The 15,246-nt window shown below is 70.8% G+C and carries 12 protein-coding genes and 1 pseudogene; 11 read left to right on the top strand and 2 right to left on the bottom strand.

Annotated elements, in window-relative coordinates:
• Positions 1–72: 72 nt before the first annotated feature.
• The 8 genes and pseudogenes from H6X67_RS12040 to H6X67_RS03155 form a co-directional block, all read left to right on the top strand.
• Positions 73–627 (top strand): annotated as a pseudogene (locus H6X67_RS12040) (ABC transporter substrate-binding protein); the annotation flags it as partial.
• A 20-nt stretch (positions 628–647) separates the two neighbouring features.
• Complete coding sequence (locus tag H6X67_RS11770; protein WP_250707888.1) at positions 648–1,337, top strand: extracellular solute-binding protein; 690 nt, start codon at positions 648–650, stop codon at positions 1,335–1,337.
• An 85-nt stretch (positions 1,338–1,422) separates the two neighbouring features.
• A complete protein-coding gene (locus H6X67_RS03180; protein ID WP_249367462.1) occupies positions 1,423–1,647 on the top strand; it encodes a hypothetical protein in 225 nt (74 codons plus the stop codon).
• A complete protein-coding gene (locus H6X67_RS03175; protein ID WP_249367461.1) occupies positions 1,644–2,378 on the top strand; it encodes a carbohydrate ABC transporter permease in 735 nt (244 codons plus the stop codon). Before H6X67_RS03180 ends, H6X67_RS03175 begins: the two co-directional genes overlap by 4 nt.
• A 332-nt stretch (positions 2,379–2,710) precedes the next feature.
• Positions 2,711–3,676: an ABC transporter substrate-binding protein gene (locus tag H6X67_RS03170; RefSeq protein WP_249367460.1), complete on the top strand. Its 966-nt coding sequence runs from the start codon at positions 2,711–2,713 to the stop codon at positions 3,674–3,676.
• A 122-nt stretch (positions 3,677–3,798) separates the two neighbouring features.
• Positions 3,799–5,349: a sugar ABC transporter ATP-binding protein gene (locus H6X67_RS03165; RefSeq protein ID WP_249367459.1), complete on the top strand. Its 1,551-nt coding sequence runs from the start codon at positions 3,799–3,801 to the stop codon at positions 5,347–5,349.
• Complete coding sequence (locus H6X67_RS03160; RefSeq protein ID WP_249367458.1) at positions 5,342–6,466, top strand: ABC transporter permease; 1,125 nt, start codon at positions 5,342–5,344, stop codon at positions 6,464–6,466. The genes H6X67_RS03165 and H6X67_RS03160 overlap by 8 nt, the downstream gene beginning before the upstream one ends.
• Positions 6,463–7,533, top strand: coding sequence for an ABC transporter permease subunit (locus H6X67_RS03155; RefSeq protein ID WP_249367457.1), 1,071 nt, complete (start codon positions 6,463–6,465; stop codon positions 7,531–7,533). Before H6X67_RS03160 ends, H6X67_RS03155 begins: the two co-directional genes overlap by 4 nt.
• Positions 7,534–7,547: 14 nt before the next feature.
• Here H6X67_RS03155 and H6X67_RS03150 read toward each other — a convergent pair whose 3' ends face one another.
• Both H6X67_RS03150 and H6X67_RS03145 read right to left on the bottom strand, forming a co-directional pair.
• Positions 7,548–9,587 carry a glycoside hydrolase family 31 protein gene (locus H6X67_RS03150; protein WP_249367456.1) on the bottom strand — a complete coding sequence of 680 codons (2,040 nt, stop codon included), beginning with the start codon at positions 9,585–9,587 and terminating at the stop codon, positions 7,548–7,550.
• A 24-nt stretch (positions 9,588–9,611) separates the two neighbouring features.
• Positions 9,612–10,907, bottom strand: coding sequence for a glycoside hydrolase family 27 protein (locus H6X67_RS03145; RefSeq protein WP_249367455.1), 1,296 nt, complete (start codon positions 10,905–10,907; stop codon positions 9,612–9,614).
• Between the two features lie 183 nt (positions 10,908–11,090).
• Here H6X67_RS03145 and H6X67_RS03140 point away from each other — a divergent pair, with 183 nt between their 5' ends.
• The 3 genes from H6X67_RS03140 (at position 11,091) to H6X67_RS03130 (ending at position 15,245) form a co-directional block, all read left to right on the top strand.
• A complete protein-coding gene (locus H6X67_RS03140) occupies positions 11,091–12,116 on the top strand; it encodes a LacI family DNA-binding transcriptional regulator (RefSeq protein WP_249367454.1) in 1,026 nt (341 codons plus the stop codon).
• Complete coding sequence (locus tag H6X67_RS03135; RefSeq protein ID WP_249367453.1) at positions 12,113–13,120, top strand: LacI family DNA-binding transcriptional regulator; 1,008 nt, start codon at positions 12,113–12,115, stop codon at positions 13,118–13,120. Before H6X67_RS03140 ends, H6X67_RS03135 begins: the two co-directional genes overlap by 4 nt.
• 178 nt (positions 13,121–13,298) lie before the next feature.
• On the top strand, positions 13,299–15,245 hold the full coding sequence (locus H6X67_RS03130) for a glycoside hydrolase family 127 protein (protein ID WP_249367452.1): 1,947 nt from the start codon (positions 13,299–13,301) through the stop codon (positions 15,243–15,245).
• Position 15,246: the final 1 nt, after the last annotated feature.

The following is a 15,246-nucleotide window of genomic DNA, read 5'->3' as shown; positions in this document are numbered from 1 at the left end:
GACACCCGCCATCGTGAATGTAACGATACATCACGCGGGTCGGACAACCCGCTCGTGCAAAGGAGCACAGCCATGAGCCCCGTTCCCCACGCCCACGCCCACGTCTCCCGTCGCCACGCCCTCGCCGGCCTCGGCCTCCTGCCCGGAGCCGCGCTGCTGTCCGCCTGCGGCGGCAGCAGCGGGTCTGGCAGGACGACGATCACCTACCTGTCCTGGGAGACCGAGGAGTCCGCCCGCCCCCCTCATCGAGGCCTTCGAGGCCGCCAACCCCGAGACATCAGGGTCGACTTCTCCTACTCGACCCCGACCGCCGGCTACTTCCAGACCCTGCAGACCCGCATCGCCGGCAACCAGCAGCCCACCGTCCACCGGATCAACCCGGAGACCAAGGAGAAGCTCATCGGCGAGTCCCTCGTCGCCGACCTCACCGACGAGCCCTTCATGAGCGCCCTCGCTGAGGCCAACCTGCGCGCCTACGAGGCGGACGGCCGCGTCTACGGTGCGTCCTTCGGGGCCTGGGCCGCCGGCGTCGTCTACAACAAGGACCTGCTGTCCAAGGCCGGGGCCGAGACCGTTCCCGAGAGCTGGGACGACTTCCTGCGCCTGTGCAAGGACCTCAAGGCCGCAGGCCACCCTTCCGCGAGGGCGTGCAGGACATCCCGGCGGTCTTCCAAGCCTTCCTGGGCGCCGGTTACCACGTCGCGGGGGACTCCCTGGGGGAGAAGAAGATCTTCACCGGCGACTCAACCTTCGCTCAGGAGTGGCCCGAGGCCCTCGCGCAGTGGCACCGGCTCTACGAGGAGGACATCGTCGGCGCCGAGTCCATCTCCCTGACCGGGACCCAGCTCAAGGAGGACTTCCTCGCCGGCAACCTCGCCATGTTCATCACGGGGCCGTGGGACCTCGCCGACATCTCCGCCTCCGGCCTGCCCTGGGGGATCGCCCCGGTCCCGGCGGCCCCGGGCGGCGAGACCTATGCCACCGGCGCACCGGACCCGGGCTTCGCGATCTCCTCCAAGGCCGAGGGCGCCGAGCTCGAGGCGGCCAAGCGGCTCATCTCCTTCCTCGCCTCCCAGGAGGGGCTCGGCCTGATGTCGGAGAGCTTCGGCGCGCTGCTCAACACCTCCGACTACCAGGTCGAGGTCGCCCCGGAGTGCCAGGAGATCTACGACGACTACCTCAAGGAGTCGAAGATCTACCTCCCCATGAACTACTGGGACCACGCCTCCGACGCCCTGCGGCTCGAGGGCATCGCACTGTTCCAGCACGCCGTCCAGGGCGAGATCAGCCTGGACGAGGTCGCGGCCGGCATGGACGCCAAGCTGTCCGCCCTGTGAGTACCGCGAGAACGGACCTCCCATGAGGGCTACCAGCACGACCCGCGCCACGGCCCGCCGGGGGCGCGGGGGCGGACGCTGGAGAATGGGATCCCTGACCTCGGAGTCGTGGGCCAGCTCGGCCTTCCTCCTGCCGGTCCTCGCCGTCTTCGTCATCCTGTTCGCCGTGCCCCTGGCGCAGACCTTCTACTTCAGCCTCACGAGCTTCTCCGGCTACTCCACTGACGCGGTGGTCTTCACCGTCGCCGTCGCCCTCATCGTGCTCGCCCAGCTGGCCCTGTCCAGCCGGATCGAGAGGAGCCTGTCATGAGTCCCGCCGCTCGCCGTCGCCTGTGGTACTGGGTCCGCTCGCTCGTCGTGATCGCCCTCGCCGCCGTCATGACCGTGCCCCTGTACTACATCGTCGTCAACACCTTCAAGACGAGTCAGGAGATGGCCGTCAGCCCCCTCGGACTGCCCTCCTCGCCCACGCTGGACACCTACGTCAAGGTCCTCGAGACGACACCGGTGCTGCGCTCCTTCGCCAACACGCTGCTCGTCACCGTCCTGGGAGTCCTGCTCCAGGTGCTCATCGGCTCGATGGCCGCCTACGGCGTCGTCATGCGCCGCAACCGCCTGACCGCCGCCGTCGGCACGGTCCTCGTGATCGCCTTCGTCATCCCCGCGCAGGCGACCCTCATCCCGCTGTACCGGATGGAGGCGCAGGTCGGGCTCGTCAACACCCTGCTCGGCCTCGTCGTCATGTACCTGGGGGGATCGGTGTTCTGCTACTTCCTCATCGTCGGCTACATGCGCAAGCTCCCCTGGGAGGTCATCGAGGCTGCGAGGATCGACGGTGCTGGTCCCTTCCAGATCTACTGGAGGATCGTCCTGCCGCTCATCCGCCCGATCCTGGCCACCGTCATCGTCTTCCAGACGATGTGGACCTGGAACGACTTCATGACGCCCAACGTGCTCATCTCCTCCTCCGACAAGCGCACGATCGTCCTGCAGGTCTACAACGCCGTCGGGGAGTTGCGACCGACTGGCCCGCCTTCATGACGATGACGGTCATCGCGCTCATCCCGGTGCTCGTGTTCTTCGTCTTCTGCCAGCGCTGGATTGTCAGCGGTCTGACCGCCGGCAGCGTGAAGGGCTGACGAGGGGACGTCGGCCACCAGCAGGTGCGACACGCGGGCCTCCTTGCCGCGGGACGCACCTGTGCGCCTGATGCGACACGCGGGAGCTGTGACTTGACTCATGGCTTGTGAACGTTCACGCTCCCTGTGTCTCATCTGACGACGACGACGTCGCCCCTCCCGCCGGACATCCCACGGTCTCCCCCGGGGCCAGGCGAGACGCACCCCCAGACCCTCAAAGAAGAGAGAACACCCATGAAGCGTCGTCACTTCCTCGCCCTCGCCGCCGCCAGCGGCGCCGTCATCGGCCTCACCGCCTGCGGTGGGGGCTCGGGCTCAGACTCGGGATCCGGCTCCTCCGACGCCATCCGCGTCGGTTACTCCCAGCTCGGCGCGGAGTCGGGCTGGCGCACCGCCAACACCGAGGACATCAAGAAGCACCTCACCGCTGAGAACGGATTCGACCTCACCTTCGTCGACGCCCAGCAGAAGCAGGAGAACCAGATCAAGGCCCTGCGCGACTTCATCAGCCAGGACGTCGACATCGTCGCCTTCTCCCCGGTGGTCGAGACCGGTTGGGACGACGTCCTCCAGGAGCTCAAGGACGCCGAGATCCCCGTCATCCTCGTGGACCGCTCCGTCGACACCACCGTTGAGGAGCCCTACATCGCCCACATCGGCTCCGACCTGTACGCCGAGGGCGAGAAGGCCGGCCAGTGGGTCAAGGAGAACCACCCCGACGCCAAGATCTTCGAGCTCCAGGGCACCATGGGCTCCGGCGCCCAGCTCGACCGCGAGGAGGCCTTCGACAAGGTCGTCGGCGCCGACAAGATCATCGGCAAGGCCACCGGCAACTTCACCCGAGCCGAGGGCAAGACCGCCATGGAGGCCGCCCTCCAGGCCTACCCGGAGATGACCCTCCTCTTCTCCCACAACGACGACATGGGCCTGGGCGCCATCGAGGCCATCGAGGCCGCCGGCAAGAAGCCCGGCACCGACATCATCATCGTCACGATCGACGGAGTGAAGGACGGCCTCCAGGCGTTGTGCGACGGCAAGTTCAACTACGTCGTCGAGTGCAACCCGATCTTCGGCGAGCAGCTCGGGGAGCTGATGAAGAAGGTCGTCGCCGGCGAGGAGGTCGAGAAGAACACCGTCGTGGAGGACAAGGTCTTCGACCAGACCATCACCCAGGAGGAGGTCGACGCGCGGCCGTACTGACCGGCACCGGTCGGCGCCGTCCGCCCACCGAACCGGACCGGGTGCGGACCACAGCGGGTGCTGTGGTCCGCACCCGAGCCACCACAGCCTCATCTCACTCTTCTCACGGAAACGGAGGGACCATGGCCACGCCGACTGACGCGCCACCACGGACCCCGGTCGTGGAGATGACCGGCATCACCATCACCTTCCCCGGGGTCAGGGCGCTCGACGACGTCGACGTCACCCTCTACCCCGGGGAGGTCCACGCCCTCATGGGTGAGAACGGTGCCGGCAAGTCCACGCTCATCAAGGCGCTCACGGGCGTCAACACGCTCACCGCCGGACGGATCGTCGTGGACGGCAAGGAGGTGAGCTTCTCCGGGCCCGCCGAGGCGCAGGAGGCGGGCGTCGCCGTCGTCTTCCAAGAGGTCAACCTGTGCGCCAACCTCTCCGTCGCCGAGAACGTCATGCTCGGGCACGAGCCCACCACGGGCCCCTTCATCAGCTGGCGGGCCATGCGCCAGCAGGCCAAGGAGCACCTGGCCCGCCTCCACCTTGACATCGACCCGTCCTCCACCCTCGGCTCCCACACGATCGCCACGCAGCAGCTGTGCGCCATCGCCCGCGCCCTCGTCGTCGACGCAAAGGTCCTCATCCTGGACGAGCCCACCTCCTCCCTCGACAAGGACGAGGTCGCCGAGCTCTTCGCCGTCGTGCGCGAGCTCAAGTCCACGGGCGTCGCCATCCTCTTCGTCTCCCACTTCCTCGACCAGGTCTACGAGATCTCCGACCGCATGACCGTCCTGCGCAACGGCCGCCTCGTCGGTACCGCCCTCACCCAGGACCTGCCCCGGTCCGAGCTCATCTCCATGATGATCGGCAAGGACGCGGCTGAGCTCGAGAGCATCGGAGGCGGCGTCCACGACTCCGGGGTCTCCCGCACGGGTGAGCCGGTGCTCCACGCCATCGGCATCTCCAAGAGGGGCAGTGTCGAGGCCTACGACCTCGGCATCCACCCCGGCGAGATCATCGGTGTTGCCGGGCTCCTGGGCTCCGGGCGCACCGAGGCCGCCCGCCTGCTCGCCGGCGTCGACAGGACCGACACCGGCACCCTCAAGGTCAAGGGGGCCGAGACCCGCCTGTCCTCCCCCCTCGCCGCCGTCCACAAGGGCATCGTCTACTCCACCGAGGACCGCAAGAAGGAGGGCATCGTCGGAGACCTCACCGTGCGCGAGAACATCGCCCTGGCCCTCCAGGCCTCCCGTGGTGCGTGGCGCCCGATCCCCCGCAAGGAGCTCGACGAGATCGTCGAGCGGTACATGGAGGCCCTCGACATCCACCCGCGCAACCCCGGGATGCTCATCAAGAACCTCTCGGGCGGCAACCAGCAGAAGGTCCTCCTCGCCCGTTGGCTCGCCACCGCGCCCGAGCTCCTCATCCTCGACGAGCCCACCCGCGGCATCGACGTCGGCACCAAGGCCGAGATCCAGAGGCTCGTGGCCCAGCTCGCGGGCCAGGGCATGAGCGTCGTCTTCATCTCCTCCGAGCTCGAGGAGGTCCTGCGGCTCTCACACCGGATCATGGTCATGCGCGACCGCGCCAAGATCGCCGAGATCGACAACGGCCCGGGTGTCACCGCCGCCACCATCCTGTCCACCATCGCCGCGCAGAAGGAGGAGAGCCATGTCTGAGCCCACCCCCACGAGCACACGCGCCTCCAGTGAGCGCGTCGAGGCCGCCGACCGCGAGCGAGGCGAGCAGGTCTCCCTGCTGCGCCGCGTGACCTCACACCACCTCTTCGGGCCCGTCCTGGCCGTCGTCGTCCTGCTTATCGCCTGCCAGCTCGCCAGCCCGGGCTTCCTCAGCATCACGATCCAGGACGGGCACCTCTTCGGCCAGGTCATCGACATCATGCGTGCCGCTGTGACGCCGATGCTGCTCGGGCTGGGCATGTGCCTCGTCATCGCCACCGCCGGGGTCGACCTGTCGGTGGGCGCCGTCATGGCGATCTCCCTGGCCGTGTCCCTCACCTTCCTCGACAACGCGGCGGACCCGGCCAGCCCGACGACGGTCGTCGCGGCCGTGGTCCTCGGCCTGGCCATCGGTCTGGCCGTCGGCGTCTTCAACGGCTTCCTCGTCTCCGTCCTGGACATCCAGCCCTTCATCGCCACGATGATCCTCATGGTCGCCGGCCGCGGCATCGCCATGCTCATCACCAAGGCCCAGATCACCACCGTGACCTCAGCCCCCTTCAAGGCGATCGGCTCCGGCTTCATCCTCGGGCTGCCGACCCCGGTCGTCATCGGGGCCGTCGTCTTCCTCGTCCTGGCCCTGTTCGTGCGCCGCACGGCGCTGGGCATGCTCGTGGAGTCCATCGGCGTCAACGCCGAGGCCTCGCGCATCTCCGGCGTGCAGTCGCGGCGTGTCATGTGGCTCGTCTACGTCCTGTGCGGCCTGCTCGCCGGACTCGCCGGCCTCGTCTACGGCGCGCCGACCATGGCGGCCGACGCCAACAACATCGGCCTCATGAAGGAGATGGACGCCATCCTGTGCGTCGTCATCGGCGGCACCAAGATGAGCGGCGGCAAGTTCTTCCTCGGCGGCACCGTCGTCGGTGCCCTTGTGCTCACCACCATCGAGCGGGCGGTCGTCATCTTCCACATCCCGGCGACGGTGACCCCGCTGTTCAAGGCCATTGTCGTCATCGTCGTCGTCATCGCTCAGGCTCCGCAGGTACGTGAGCGTCTCACCCGTCATCGCCTCGGGCGCACCCCAGCGGGCACCACCATGAAGGAGGTTGCGGCATGAGCCGCACGAGCACCGCCGCGAGGAAGAGCCTCGCGGCCCGCAGCGGGTCCTCCACCACACGCGCGGCGGCCGGGCGCGGTGGGCTGTGGTCGAAGGTCCTCGACCCCAGGTTCCTGCCGGTCGGCTCGACGGTCCTCACGCTCGTGCTCATGCTCGTCATCGGGCAGGTGCGCTACTCGGGATCGCGTTCCTTCGTGTCCATGAAGCTGTTCTCCAACCTCTTCATCGACAACTCCTTCATCCTCGTCCTCGCCGTCGGCATGACGGCTGTCATCCTCACCGGCGGCATCGACCTGTCCGTGGGCGCCGTCGTCGCCGTCGTCGGCCTCGTCATCGCCAGGCTCGTGCCCCTGGGGGTCCCGCTGCCGCTCATCCTGCTCCTGGCGGTGCTCATCGGAACCCTGGGGGGTGTGCTCATCGGCGTGCTCGTGCGGTTCTTCGACTTCCAGCCCTTCATCGCCTCCCTGGCGGTCATGTTCCTCATGCGGGGCGTGGCCAACCTCATCTCACCGCAGTCGCTCGCCATCGACTCCGAGGGGTTCTCCGCGCTGGCCTCCTGGGCGGTCAAGTTCGGTGACGGGCGCGAGTCGTGGAAGATCACCCTGCCGATGCTGGTCGCTTTCGCGGTCGTGCTCGTGGGCTTCCACCTGCTGCACTACACGCGCTTCGGCCGCACCGTCTACGGCATCGGCTCCGGCGACGACGGTCACGCCGCCTCGCTCATGGGCCTGGCCGTGGGCCGCACGAAGATCCTCGTCTACGCCTTCTCCGGCACCTGCGCCGGCATCGCGGGCATCCTCTTCGCCATGTACACCAAGTCCGGCTACAACCTCACCGGCGTGGGCATGGAGCTCGACGCCATCGCACCGGTCGCCATCGGCGGCACCCTGCTCACGGGCGGGCGCGGCTACGTGTGGGGCAGCGTCGTCGGCGTCATGGTCTACGGCCTGCTGCAGGTGCTCATCGCCCGGGAGGGGCTCGACTCCTGGTGGACCAAGGTGTTCATCGGGGTCTTCCTGCTCGTCTTCGTCCTGCTGCAGCGCTCCCTGAGCCGTCGCAGCAGCTGATGACGGGCCCCGGCTCAGAGCATCCCGACGAGGAGGGCCGGGGCCCCGTCCCGCAGGTGGATCGGCAGGGTGTCACGGGGCGTGGCGACGCTGCGCCACTGCCCGCCGTCGTGGACCTGCCCGGTGCGGGCGTCGGTCCACGACGCCCCGGCGGGGAGGTAGACCTCCCTGCTGGTCGCGCCCGGCTCGAGGACGGGGGCGACCAGGACGTCCGGGCCGAACATGTACTGGTCGGCCAGGGTCCAGCAGGTGGGGTCCTGGGGGAACTCGTGGAACATGCCGCGTATGACCGGTTGGCCGTGCCGGTGCGCCTGGTCCATCACTGAGCGCGTGTACGGTCGCATCCTCTCGCGCAGGCGCACGTAGTGGCTGAGGACCTTCTCGACCTCACCGCCGAAGCTCCAGACCTCGTTCGGTGCGCCGGAGTGCTCCAGCGGCGTGCCGTCGCAGCGGGTGACCTCCTCGAAGGGCTGACGGTCGCCGTGCATGCGCATGACGGGGCAGAAGGCGGCGAACTGGAACCAGCGCACGAGCAGCTCCCGGAAGGCGGGGTCGTCGACGTGGCCGCCGTGGAAGCCGCCGATGTCGGTGGTGAACCAGGGGATGCCGGCGACGCCCATGTGGATGCCGGCGACGACCTGGCGGCGCAGGCTGGCCCAGTCCGAGCGGGTGTCCCCCGACCACACGAGGGCGCCGTAGCGCTGGGAGCCGGCCCACGCGCACCTGACGAGGTTGACGACCTCCTCCTGCCCGGCCGCGACCTGCCCCTCGTGGAACAGGCGGGAGAAGGCCTGCGGGTAGAGGTTGCCGACCTCGGCGACGGGACCGGCGTGGTAGCGGTAGTTGTCGAAGTCGTAGGCGCCGTACTCGGGCTCGACCTCATCGAGCCAGAACATCCTCACGCCCAGGTCGTGGTAGTTGCGTCTGCAGATCTCCCACACGGTCTCGCGGGTGCGGGGGTTGGTGGGGTCCAGGAAGAGGGAGGGCCCGCCGAAGCTCATCTGGGGCTGCAGCCCGCGGTCGGACTGAACGAGCATGTTGCCCCGGGCCAGCAGCGGGAAGGTCTCGCTGCGCGGCGACACCTGGGGCCAGACGGAGACCATGAGCTCGACGCCGAGCTCCCGCAGCTCGTCGACCATCGCCCGCGCATCGGGCCACAGCTCCTCCTCGAAGCGGTAGTCGCCCAGCTCCGGCCAGTGGAAGAAGTCCGCCACGATGACGTCCAGCGGCAGCCCGCGGCGCCGGTGCTCGCGGGCCACCTCGAGGAGCTGGTCCTGGTTCCAGTAGCGCAGCTTGCACTGCCAGTAGCCGAGCCCGTGCTCGGGCATGGGCGGCGCGTGGCCGGTGGCGTCGGTGTAGGAGCGGGCGATGGCGGCCGGGGTGTCGGCGACGGTGACCCAGTAGTCGAGCTGGTGCGTGGCCTGCGCCACCCACTCGGTCCGGTTGCGCCCGAAGGTCGCACGGCCGATGGCGGGGTTGTGCCAGAGGAATCCGTACCCGGCACTGGACATGACGAAGGGGACGCTGGCCTGGGAGCTGCGGTGCGCCAGCTCAAAGGTCGAGCCCTTGAGGTCGAGGACCTCCTGCTGGTACAGGCCCATCCCGTACAGGTGCTCGTTGCCGGGCGGCTCGAAGGAGGCGGTGAGGTGGTACGAGCCGCCGGGCAGGGCGGTGAAGTCCCGGGCGACGAGCTTGAGGGCCCCGCCGTCGCCGATCTTGCGCAGAACGGTGCGGCCCTCACCGTCGAGGATCTCCACCGAGGCCCGGTACACCGGGTATCCGGCCTGCGCGTCGTAGGATCCGCCGGCCCGCACGACGGCGGTGAGGGCGCCGTTGACGAGCCTCGCCTCGTCGCCGTTGACGCTCACCGTCGTGGGCGCGCTCGCGGGCTCCTGGAGCGCCCAGTCGGTGTCGATGGGCTCTCCGGTGGGCACGCAGCGCACCCGGACGGCGCTCGGCCCCCAGGACTCGACGCGCAGGGTCTGGCCGGAGCCCCGCCAGGTGAGGGAGGAGCCGGTGGTCTCGAAGGCGGGGGGGGGAGCGTCCAGGTTCATGAGGGTCCTCGCTCGTGTTAGGGCTCAGGTGGCGACCATGGCGCAGCCGTGGGCGGGCAGGCTCGTGCGCCACCAGCCGTCGGTGACGGGGACCCGCTCCCCGGTCCACAGGTCGGTGAGCAGGCTCGTGCGCCCGGGCAGGCCGAGGTCGTCGACGTGCAGCCGGTGCGTCACGCGGCCGTCGTCGAGGTTGAAGACGGCGCGGACCTCCTGGGACGCGGCGCCGGGGACCGCCGGGCGCACAGTGGAGCGCCAGACGACGAGGCCCTGGTCCCGGATGATCTCGCGACAGCCGCTGCCGCGCTCGTCGACGGCGAGGACGGCGTCCGCCTGGAGCAGGGCGATGGTCTCGGGCGGGGAGGCGGGCAGGTGCCCACCCATCATGAGGGGGGAGCGGGCGATGGACCACAGGGTGAGCATCGTGCGCTGCTCGTCATGGGTCAGGCGCGAGTGGCGCGGCTCGCCGACGTGCGCGCGCACGCCGATGCGGCCCAGGGGGAGCATGTCGAGGTCGCCGACGCCGGTGTCGGACTGGGAGCGCGCCCAGCGCGCCGCCCGCTGGAACTGCTCGACGACGCTCGGCCAGCGGTCCCACAGGTCGTCGGAGACTCGCCACGCCTGGGCGTGGGCGTGGAGGAACTCGTCCTGCTCGAGGGACAGGGCCTTGCCGGGGGACAGGCTGAGGACCATGGGGCGGCCGCAGCGCTCGATGGCGGTGCGGATCATGGCGATGTCGGCGCGCCGGATCGGCGGGTAGAGGACGTCGTCGACCTTGACCAGGTCCACGCCCCAGGCCGCCAGGAGCGCGAAGACGGAGTCGTACCAGGCCTGTGAGCCGGGGTGGTCGGGCAGGACCCCCTCGTTGTCCGGGTTCCAGGGGCAGCGCTGCGAGGGCGGGGCCGCGATGTCGCGCGCGGTGAGCCCGGTGCCGAGCACGGGGGTCGCGGCGGCGACGGCTGCCTGGGGCACGCCGCGCATGAGGTGCACCCCGAAGCGCAGCCCCATGGCGTGCACGGCGTCGGCCAGCGGCTCGAAGCCGCGTCCTGACGCGGCGGACGGGAACCGCCCGGGCGCGGGCAGGGGACGGCCGTAGGCGTCGATGACGGCCCGGGACACATCGTTGTAACCGCCGTGCCCGGGGTCCGGCTCGTACCACTGGATGTCGACGACAACGGTGTCCCAGCCGTGCGTGAGCAGGTGGTCCCTCATGAAGCGGGCGTTGTCGAGGACCTCGGCCTCGGTGACGGACCCGCCGAAGCAGTCCCAGGAGTTCCAGCCGCGGGGCGGGAAGGTGGCGGGGCGGGGGGACGGCGTCGTCATGGGTGCTCCTCACGTCGTTGTGGGACCCTTATCCTCAACGGAGAATGAAACGTTGTCAATCATCTGGTGGGCGCTGAGGCCGTCCCCATGCGGTCCCGGGCCCGGGACCGGGAGCGCGGTGCGGGCGGAGTCGCTAGCGTGGCCCACGCAGGCGGTGGCGCCGTGCAGGAAGGCGGGACTCTGGTGACGGTCACGATGCGGCAGGTCGCCGACCGTGCGGGCGTGTCGCTCAAGTCCGTCTCCCGCGTCGTCAACGGTGAGCCGAACGTCTCCCCCCGGCTGCGCAGCCGTGTGACGGCGGCGGTCGAGGAGCTCGGGTGGCGGCCCAACGCCCTGGCGCGCTCCCTGCGCACGGGGCGCACCTCGACCGTGGCTGTGCTCGTGCCCGACATGCGTGCGGGCTGGGTCACGGGGCTCGTCCAGGCCGTGGTCCTGGAGGCCGACCGCCGCGGGCTGAGGGTCGCCATCGAGCCCTGCGGTCATGAGCCGGAGCGCGTCGCCCAGGTCCTCACCGAGCAGGCGACCTCCTTCGACGGCGCCCTGGTCCTCGGTGACGTGCACGACGACCTCACGGAGGTCGGGAGCCTCTCGTCGGTCCCGGTGTGCCGGGCCGGCTGGTGGCGGGAGGACGGTCGCACCCGCCACGACGGCGGCGTGAGGCTCGACCTCGCCCACGGCGCCGACATCATGTCGCGCCACCTGCGGGCCCTGAGGCTGGAGCGGCCGCTGGTCCTCGGGCCCGGGGCGGGCCGCGAGGGCTCCTACGTCGCGGAGCTGCTGGCCCGGATGCCGGGGTCGGGCCTGCTGGAGACCGGTCCCCGCGCCACGCGCGCCGAGGGCCATGCCCTGGCTCCCGTCGTGGCGGGCATGGCCCCCGTACCCGACGTCGTGGTCTGCGCCGACGACGACCTCGCGCTCGGCCTGGCCGCAGGGCTGCGCCGTGCCGGGGTGAGTGTGCCCGGGAGCCTGGCCGTGTGCGGCTGCGGCGGGCTCGAGGACGGCCGCTTCTCCTCGCCGTCGCTCACCTCCCTCGTCTTCCCTGTCGATGAGATCGCCCGCGCGGCCCTGTCCAGCCTCGAGCGCAGGATGGGCGGCGGGGCCGGTGCCGACGGGGCCGGGGAGGTCTGCGTCCTGGCCCCCTCGCTCGTGCGGCGCGAGTCCACGCTCGGCGCCGGTCCGGTGGCCGGCGGCACGGCGGGTGCGTCATGAGCGGGAGGGTCCGCCTGCGCGACGTGGCCGAGGCTGCGGGCGTCTCCGTCTCCACGGCCTCGACGGCGCTGTCGCGCACCGGCAGGACGGGCACGACCCGCCTGTCGCAGGACACGCGCAGGCGGGTGCGCGAGGCGGCCGAGGCGCTCGGCTACGTGCCCTCGGAGGCCGCCCGGGCCCTGGTGACCGGTGCTCCCGGGCGCATCGCCGTCGTCGTGCCCAACCTGCGCCAGCCCTACTTCAGCCGGTGCGCGGAGGCGCTCATCGAGCAGCTGGGGGCCCGCGGGCTGCGCTCGACGGTCCGGGTGACGGACGACGACGCCGCGGCCGAGCTCGACGCCGTCATGGGGGTGACGACGAACGACGCCGACGGCGTGCTGCTGTGCCCCCACTTCCTGGGCGACGAGCTGATGGCTGGGCGCACGCCCCCGCTGCCCGTGGTCCAGATGGGCTCCTACCCGACCCGCGGCCTGGACCACGTGCCCATGGACGAGTTCAACGGCTGCCTCGCGGCCGCCCGCCACCTCCTGGCCTCCGGGCGCAGGAGGATCGGCTTCATGGCGCGCACCTGGGACGACGGGGGCCCGCGGTACGCCGCCTACGTCCGGGCCCACGAGGAGGCCGGGCTCGAGGTCGACCCGGCCCTCGTCGTCAATGGCGAGGACTGGGACCGCTGTGACACCGGGCTCGAGTCGACGATCGGGCTGCTGCGCTCAGGGGTGCCTTTCGACGCCCTCATGTGCATCAACGACGCCGTCGCGCTGGGGGTGCTCAGGGCGCTGCTGTCGGTGGGGCGGCGCGTGCCCGAGGACGTCGCCGTGACGGGCTTCGACAACACGACCGAGGGCGAGTTCGCCTGGCCGGCGCTCACCACGGTGGACCCGGGCACGGTGGCGATGGCCTCAGCGGCCGTCGATGTCCTCGTCGCGCGCCTCGAGGGGCGCGACCCGGGGCCTGTGGGGCCCGCGCCCACACGCCTGGTCGTGCGGGACTCGAGCCTCTGACCGCGGCCGGGGCTCTGCCCCGATGCGGGGGCGGCGGTGCGCGCCCCGGAGGGCGTGGTGCGGTCGACGGGCCGGGCTCAGCTGGATGACGACGGACGTCGGACTTCTCCGAATGTGGTTGACAACGTTTCATCATCGATTCCATGATGTCGCCGTCACAACGATGGAGGAGATGACGATGACGTCGCTCACCGACGGGCGGGCCGGCGCCGCCCCTCTCGCGGCCCCCGCCGCACCAGCGCAGTCCTCACAGCGCGCCCGACGCGCCCCGCTCCCGGTCCGTGCCGTGCGCATCGCCCCCGACAGCCTGCTCGGGCGCTGGCAGACCCGCAACGCCACCGCCACCATCCCGCACTGCATCGTCAACCTCGAGGCCTCCGGCGTGCTCAACAACCTGCGCCGCGTCGTCGGCGAGTCCGGTGCCGACTACTCCGGCTGGGTCTTCGCGGACTCGGACCTCTACAAGGTCATCGAGGCTGTTGCCTGGGAGACCGCCCGCTCGGGCACCCACGCCTTCGACGACTGGCTGGACGGGGTCATCGGCCTGGTCCAGCGGGTCCAGGAGGACTCCGGCTACTGCCACTCCTGGATCCAGGGCGTCCACCCGGACAAGCGTTTCGCCGAGCTCGACTGGACCCACGAGATGTACGTCCTGGGGCACATGATCCAGGCCGCCGTCGCCCTCGACCGGGCCACCGGGCGCAAGGACCTCCTCCGGGTCGCCACCGCCTTCGCGGCCCTCGTCGAGCGCCGCTTCGGCCCCGGCCGCGAGGACGGGGTTCCCGGGCACCCGGAGATCGAGACCGCTCTCGTCGAGCTCTTCCGCCACACGGGCCAGGAGCGCTGGCTGCGCCTGGCCGAGCACCTGGTCAACCAGCGCGGACGCGACATCCTGCCAGACAAGGGCTTCGGTCACCGCTACTACCAGGACCACACGGGCGTGCGCGAGGGCACCGACCCCACCGGGCACGCGGTGCGCCAGCTCTACCTCAACGCCGGAGTCACCGACCTCTACCTCGAGACGGGCGAGGAGCTCCTCCACGAGGTCATGCTCGAGCAGTGGGACCGCGCCCACGAGCGCAAGATGTACCTCTCCGGCGCCTTCGGCTCGCGCCACCGCGACGAGTCCTTCGGCAACGACTACGAGCTGCCCGCGGACCGCGCCTACGCCGAGACCTGCGCGACGGTCGCCGACCTGCACTGGACCTGGCGCATGCAGCTCGCCGGCAGCGACCGCCGTTACGACGACGTCATCGAGCGCGAGCTCTACAACGCCCTGGCCGCCTCACTCGACGGGACCGGCACCCGGTTCTTCTACTCCAACCCCATGCAGCGCCGGCCCGACCGCTTCAGCGAGGAGAACGCACCGGCCCAGCGCCAGCCGTGGTACTCCTGCGCCTGCTGCCCGCCCAACATCGCCCGCACCCTCGCCCAGGTGGGCGCCTACGTGGCCAGCGTCCTCGACGGGAGCCTCCTCGAGCTGCACCAGCTCGTCGCCTGCGAGATCGACCTGCCCGGTGCCCTGGGCGGGGGCGTCCTCGAGGTCACCACCGGCTACCCGGCCGACGGCGAGGTCCGCCTGGCGGTGCACGGCACGCCCCTGCCCACCGGAACCGGCGTGAGCGTGCGCGTCCCGGCCTGGGCCGAGGGGGCGACGGTGGCCGCCGGAGGCTCCCGGCGGCCGGTCTCGGAGCAGGAGCACCGCGACGGGCGCGTCCTGCTGAGAGCCGAGGAGGTCGACGGCGCCGTGCTGAGCCTGCCCCTCGAGCCCCGCTGGACGCGGGCGAACTCCCGCGTCGACGCGGTGCGCGGCTGCGTCGCGCTCGAGCGCGGCCCGGTCGTCTACTGCCTCGAGCAGGCCGACCTGCCCGACGGCGTCGGAGTCGACGACGTCCTCCTGCCCGAGCGGCCCGAGGTCGCCACCCTGCCGCTCGAGGACGGCGCCCCCGCCCCGCGCCTGCGCGCCGCCGCCCACGTCCGCGCCCCTGAGACCCGGCTCTACCCGCCCGCCTCCTGGGACCGGACGGGCACCACCACCCGCCGCGTCGACATCGAGCTCGTGCCCTTCTCCACCTGGGGAAACCGGGGGACCGGCGCCATGCGCGTGTGGATCCCGACCACCTGAC

The organism is Actinomyces sp. AC-20-1 (assembly GCF_023369555.1).
Lineage (GTDB): Bacteria > Actinomycetota > Actinomycetes > Actinomycetales > Actinomycetaceae > Actinomyces.
Note: the sequence above shows the minus strand (reverse complement) of the source record. Positions and strands in the feature narration are given on the sequence as shown.